The sequence below is a fragment of the Undibacterium sp. Di27W genome (assembly GCF_049340345.1).
In the GTDB taxonomy this organism is placed as follows: Bacteria; Pseudomonadota; Gammaproteobacteria; order Burkholderiales; family Burkholderiaceae_D; genus Undibacterium.
Genome location: NZ_JBMPOS010000044.1, coordinates 1 through 6388, shown reverse-complemented (window position 1 = coordinate 6388; position 6388 = coordinate 1). Strand labels below are relative to the sequence as shown.

3 protein-coding genes and 4 pseudogenes are annotated in these 6388 nt (G+C 48.2%); 1 reads left to right on the top strand and 6 read right to left on the bottom strand.

Going from position 1 to position 6388, the window contains the following annotated elements:
- The coding region (tnpA, locus tag ACO0LF_RS30970) for an IS66 family insertion sequence element accessory protein TnpA (protein WP_423021195.1) at window positions 1-169 on the bottom strand (169 nt) is incomplete at its 3' end.
- A gap of 42 nt (window positions 170-211) precedes the next feature.
- Window positions 212-1567 (bottom strand): annotated as a pseudogene (locus ACO0LF_RS30965) (DUF2252 domain-containing protein).
- Window positions 1568-2222: 655 nt separating this feature from the next.
- Here ACO0LF_RS30965 and ACO0LF_RS30960 point away from each other — a divergent pair.
- Window positions 2223-3346: pseudogene (locus ACO0LF_RS30960) on the top strand (IS3 family transposase).
- Window positions 3347-3413: 67 nt separating this feature from the next.
- Here ACO0LF_RS30960 and ACO0LF_RS30955 read toward each other — a convergent pair.
- From ACO0LF_RS30955 to ACO0LF_RS30940, 4 genes and pseudogenes are all read right to left on the bottom strand, one after another.
- Window positions 3414-3659 (bottom strand): annotated as a pseudogene (locus ACO0LF_RS30955) (IS6 family transposase); the annotation flags it as partial.
- 127 nt (window positions 3660-3786) lie between these two features.
- Complete coding sequence (gene yjjJ, locus ACO0LF_RS30950; protein ID WP_423021193.1) at window positions 3787-5163, bottom strand: type II toxin-antitoxin system HipA family toxin YjjJ; 1377 nt, start codon at window positions 5161-5163, stop codon at window positions 3787-3789.
- A gap of 252 nt (window positions 5164-5415) precedes the next feature.
- Window positions 5416-6120, bottom strand: a pseudogene (locus tag ACO0LF_RS30945) (IS6 family transposase).
- 83 nt (window positions 6121-6203) lie between these two features.
- A partial coding sequence (locus ACO0LF_RS30940) for a hypothetical protein (protein ID WP_423021191.1) occupies window positions 6204-6388 on the bottom strand: 185 nt, incomplete at its 5' end.

The window sequence follows — 6388 nt, the reverse complement described above, 5'->3', positions numbered from 1 at the left end:
CCACTACAGGGGCAGCGCGCCGTCGCCAGTAATCAAAGCTGGAATAGACCAAACCTTCGCGCTGGCAAAATGCACGCTGGCTTAAACCACTGCCTTGCCAGTCCTGGCATTGCTTACGCCAAAACGCTAATTTGTCTGGATCACTCGTTTTACTTCGTTTGGGTTTCATCACTGACCTCGCTTTATTAAGTTAGGGTCAGTCTAGCCGGCTTCACTTCCGCTTTATAGGTGGGGCGGCTGCACGCTTACGGTCGGTGTAGGCTTGAGAAAATTCACCCAATGCCAGATCAAAGACATTACTTTTACCTAGATAGCCGCTAATGGCAGCTGGATTGCCTGATTTTGCGTGAGCCCGAGCCAGCGCCCACCCGCAAAAACCTGCTTAGTCAATGAATTCGAGCAGTTGAATAGTGTCTATATTGATAGAGCTTTTCATATCCTTGAGTTGACGTATGTAATAGTCAATCCCAGTTTCGCTTGATCGGGCCCATCCAAGAAAGATGTCGCTTGCCGACTGCATCAGCTTTTGCCCTTCCATCACCCGTTGACCGTGGCAGCCAAATTGGCTCTTGCCATGATAAGGTTCAAGGACTGATGCACGAGCTTCTTTGAATTGCAGGAATAGCGGTTCATGGCCATGCGCCATGAACAAGGCGACTGCACAACGTGTACCGACGCTGCCGACACCGACGACTTTCATAACGACATCGACCAACTCAAATTGATCAATCAGCGATTTCCTGTCACTAGGTAGTGATTGACGGTATTGATGAAAAAAATTGCGCATTTCATCTCCAAAACCTAGATCATCTTTGGGATGATAAATAAGGGGTGGACTGTCCTTGATACGATGTTTATCGTTGATTATTTCTGTCGATTTAGCCAGCAAATGCTCTGCCGTTTGTCCGCGAGCATGGGCAGTTTCTTCCGCCCGTTTTTTGCGGATTTCTGTCGTGCGTCCAAGATTGGCCAGCGCTTGGGCATCAATGCGAGCATACCAACGGTCGAGCGGGCTCATGCGGGCATACTCGGCCATTTTTTCGCGGTAGCTGGCAACAGAAGCATAAACTGCTTCCAGGCAATTATGTTCAGGGAAATTTCGATAGCGTGCCGCCACCATGACGCTGGCAGCCAATCGCTTGATATCCAATTCCCAAGGGCCGCTCAATGTTTCATCAAAATCATTTATATCAAAGATCAGATTGCGTTCAGGTGTGCCACATTCACCAAAATTCATCTGATGACTGTCGCCGCCAGCTTGTACTTTCACACCAGTTACCGGTGACTCTGCAAAGTCAAAGGCCATAATATTGGATGCGCCGCGCAAAAACGCGAACGGCGATTGCAGCATGCGACCATAGCGAATCGGAATCAGGTCTGCAACCCTGCCTTTGTTTGATTGCTCCAGTAGCTTAAGGATATCGCGTCTCTTTTTGCCAGGTTTCCAAGCGGCATGTGAAGCTCGTGGAACATCTGTCCTGAGGGCTTTGCCAACTGCCAGTCTTTGCAACAACTCTGGCAGCTCTGCTTCAGGTTCACTGACAATTGATTGTTTTGGATTCTTCATAAGTATTTTGATGAATTGATGCCGGTAATCTCTAGTACCGACAAATGAAACAATTGCAAATCAATCGGCTGGTATTTCCATAACCTTTCATCGCATAGAAGGAATGCGGGTTGAAGTTGTTAACTGGAAAGCGATTGCCTAAAGCGATATGACATTTCACGAAAAAAGCACATTTAAAATATGCTGACATTATTTATATGCAAATCCGGTATGTATATTTCAAAAATGGTTGCATGTCTATTATGCAACAAAACGGGCATCACCGAACTGTCGAAGTTTCGTCCCTTCTCCTGTTATGTCTAGGAGTGTCTGAATATCTCGCCAGTCTATGATTTATGATTTTTGACTTGAAATAATACATGCCAATGCAAGCTATCAAAGAAATTAGGCTAGCAACAGTGCCAAACCATGGTAAGACGTCCCAAAAAATCGAAGACAGACTAACAAAAACATGGCAACATTGGCAAAAAATATCAGACGCTAGGTCAACGATAGTGTCAAATCAGACTCCCATAAACTCTTGTTGCGGTCACAACATCAACAAGCTTAATTATCAACATTCGGTTGGCGCATGCTGTGACGAAAGCTTATGTGAGCTTGCCCGTAAAAAACGTATCCCTTACTGAGGGTTTAAAATTCAGCTAAGGAGAGAAGCATGTCACAAAACAAACGAGCACGCTATACGCAGGAATTCAAGATTGAAGCGGTCAGGTTGGTGCGAGGCGGGCAAAGCATTGCCGCAGTCGCTCAAACACTTGGGATAGCCGATCAAACGTTACACAATTGGGTCAAGGCGGATGAGCAAGGCAAACTTGCAGTGGCTTCAGCCAAGCCCGTCAGTGCCGAGCAAATGGAAATTAGCCGGCTACGTGCCGAACTGGCGCGGGTCAAGATGGAGCGAGATATCCTAAAAAAAGCTACAGCGTACTTCGCCAAGGAGTCGATGTGAAGTACGCTTGGATAATGCGCAACAAGAGTTGCTGGCCGATTTCCCTGCAATGCGAAATTCTCGGGGTAAGCCAAAGCGGCTACCACGAGCACTTCGCAAGACAAGCGACGCCACAGCAACGCAAGCATCTCAGTAATGATGCGCTGCTGGTGCATATCAAGGCCATTCATGCGAAAACCAAGCAAGAATATGGATGGCCTAGGATTTGGAAAGCGTTGAGGTTACGTGGCATCCCTGTAGGCAAAGAGCGTGTGCGCAAGCTGATGCAACTGCACAGCATTAAAGCTCGCGCCAAGCGCAAATAGAAAGCGACGACCGACTCTAATCACAGCTTGCCGATTACACCAAACCTGCTCAACCGACAGTTTGCTGTCGATCAACCCAACCGCGTCTGGACCAGCGATATTACGTATATCGCCACAGATGAAGGCTGGCTATACCTGACAGCTGTGATCGACCTGTTCAGTCGTCAGGTTGTAGGCTGGTCCATGAAGCCGCATATGAAGACAGAACTGGTCAGTGATGCCTTGCGTATGGCTTGGTTCCGGCGTCGTCCGGAGGCCGGATTGATCTTCCATTCGGATCGAGGCAGCCAATATTGCAGCTATGAATTCCGGTCAGCGTTACAGGCCTATGGCATGCAGTCGTCCATGAGCCGTCGTGGCAATTGTTGGGACAACTCCCCAACAGAGAGTCTGTGGGGTTCACTCAAGACAGCACGTATTCATGGCAGGTGGTTTGAAACACGGCGTGCTGCCATGGACGAGATCGTGGACTGGTTGATGTTCTATAATCATGACCGATTACATTCAACCTTGAATTACGTGTAGTAGTTGCGCCCCGATCTGACAGTCACCCGGTTTGAAGTGCGGAATTATCAGATCAAATTCAGTTATTTAGTTTAATATAGGTTTCATCCATACGCCAGCTTGTACCAACTCGTCGCTTATGTTGGCGAAATACTTTCTCTTACATGGGCAGAAATCGGATCGACCACCGGTTGATGGATGAATGATCAACACTGACACCTCGCTCTTCCATCATTTCCTCAATATGCCGATAGCTTAACGGGTATGCTGCATACCAACGGATACAAACTAAAATCACTTCTATTGGAAAGCGCAGTCGCTTCGTTGTTTGCATCTTTGCCCGCGTATTTTGAAAACGCCAAAGTCTACACTAAGGCTATGATGCCTTACGTTAATGCGACAAAACCTAACTTGCCTCCACTTTTGGCTGCTCTCCGTGTTTACGGACCAAGCGATGCACCTCAGCCGCAGTGAATACTGAGTAAGCGACTAACTTGCTCAGCATTCGATTTGGCAATATCTCGAAATTGAATACTGATCCGAGCATCTCCCTCCACGCGGTGCCAGAACACTAGTGCAGCCTCTGCTGCACGCCCCCATGCCTGACGCTCTTTCGGCAAAGGTAAAGGAGGATTAAATTGACGCTCCACAATCTCGACACCGCGTTGTGGTGCATACATCATCGGCAGCATGTCATACGCAGGTGCCAAGCTCATGTCAGGCAAAAACGCGAGGTTGCCATCGTGCATATCTGAGTTACCAATCAATCGACCAAAATGCTCAAGAAGCTTTATTTGCTGCGCAATGTTTTCCGAAATATAGTCTGCAGCTAATAGTTCATCTGCACCGTCTGACCATGAGCCAGTTCCACCGAATAGCGCTGCGTTCATTTCATACCAACTACAAACACCAGAACGCCCAAACTCTCCATGTCTATCAAAACGATCGACCTCATAAAAAGTACGCCCACCAAATTGAAAAATACGACTTTGCGCCGCACTAAGATGCAAGGTATCGGCAATCGTATTTATTGCTAAATGTTCGCATACAAGCAGGTCGGCCCACCGACATTCATGTGGTGAATCATCAGCACCTGAAAATTTAACAATAACATGAGTTCGCACACCTCGCTGTCGGCGCGCGGTAAATTTCGGAAACTCTCCTGCCGCCGACGAATCAGCCACACCAAAATTAAGCGCTTGCAGCGCACGTTTTGGATATTCAATTTCGATTTCTTCATCATCGAGAAATTGTGATCCAAGCTGCTGCTCGGCCAGAAATCGACGCAGAGCTTGCTCACCTAGAATGAAATTACCAGGTTGATCCCACCCGAGAACACTCAAGACATGAAGCACATCATCTTCGTTCCAACGATTCACTGCCTCATCGACTTGAAGAATGCTGGCAAATTGATGCGCAAAATTACGTCCTAAAAAACCCTGCGGTTTCATGTCACCCAATAGATACGGGAAACCACGAAACCAGCCATCAGACATTTCATCGTCTAGCGGCCATGGAAATTTTTCGGTCAATGACCAGGCGCAACCGGAAGGATAAATTGGCTCAAGCAAACCACATTCATGCGTCACTCCCGACTCATCCACGTAATAAAGCGGTATTGGCGCAAGGCTTCCCCGAATCGCCCTCCTCGCTGCATATACTGTTCTCCGCGCTCTCCCGCGCGATATCACTTGACCTTTAAGCTCAAGAATCGCCCGCATCAACGATGGTCGACTCACACCAAGTCGCGCCAGCAACTCTCCAGACTGTTGCCGGTTCCAGGTTCGAAGTGTTTCAAGGACTTTTTTTGAAATTATCATGTAACGATTTAAATCCATTCAAATTAACTTAGATCATACACAAAAAATAAAAAATAACAAATTAACTTGAAACGATTCATGTAACGATATTTTTAACATATTAATCCCAAAAAGCCAACGTTGCACGGCAGCCTTGCTTAACACATCAGACCCACATCACTCTCTTGAGCGAAAGCTGTTGAGAAGGTATTGTCAACTTGGTGAACGGAGAGGGCGAGTTGTACAATTCCAGGCGAACTTGCATCTGCCCGGGTACCACGGTGTCACGGATTAGGCATTATTTGCTACGTCGGCGACCTCATTCCATATAGAAAATGCCAGCTTACGGACGTGCCGGTACTGCTCCGCTGTCAAACGGTTCCGCTGACACCGGAAGGCATTGTTAATCGGGCCATGAGCCGACAAAAAGCGTTGAGCGTGGCCGGATGACTTGAAGCGCCGCATCTGTCGTTCTCGTTGCCGCGTCGGTTGATGCGAGAGTTCAGCCCGGTTATTGAGGCTTTTGTGTTGGCGATGCTCCACACCCGGCATGATTTGCATCTTCGCCGCGCATAGCTCTTGAGCTTGTCGGTGATTAGCACCCATGGTGCGTAACCCAAGCCTTTGAGGAGATTGCGGAAAAAGCGTTTTGCTGCCTGCCGGTTGCGCCGACTCTGCATCAGAATATCGAGCACATGACCGTTCTGATCGATTGCACGCGAGAGGTAATGGTGCTTGCCCTTGATTGTTAGCACCACCTCGTCGAGATGCCATTTGTCCCCGCGCTGCGGTTGACACCAGCGAAGTTCTTTGGCATAGCCCTGCCCGAACTTCAGCGTCCATTGGCGGCTCGTCTCGTACGTGAGGATGATGCCGCGGCTGGCCATCAGCTTCTATGTCGCGAAAACTCAGCGCGAGCCGGGAGTAGAGCCACATGACATGACTGATGATTTCTGCCGGATAGCGGAAGCCGCGGTAAAGTAGGGATTTTTTCATCCGCTACTTTACAAAATTTCCCCGCCGCCCGTAAGTTGACAGTACCCTTCGCTGGGCGCGTAGGAATCCCCTTCTCCCTCGCACTAAATAGTATCTTGCCCTTGCCGTGTGGTAGCGGACATTGTCAAACTATCCATAGACCTGATGTATCCTGGCTTTTTCGGACATTCCTGTTTGTTAAAATAAACGATCAGGAGAAATAATGAAACAGAAAAAAAGATATACCCCGGAACTGCGGGAAGAAGCGGTGAAACTTGTATTGGCGCAA

What these genes read in the sequence shown, in the direction of transcription:
- yjjJ (WP_423021193.1), bottom strand. Translation starts at nt 5,163, where the DNA reads ATGGATTTAAATCGTTACATGATAATTTCAAAAAAAGTCCTTGAAACA.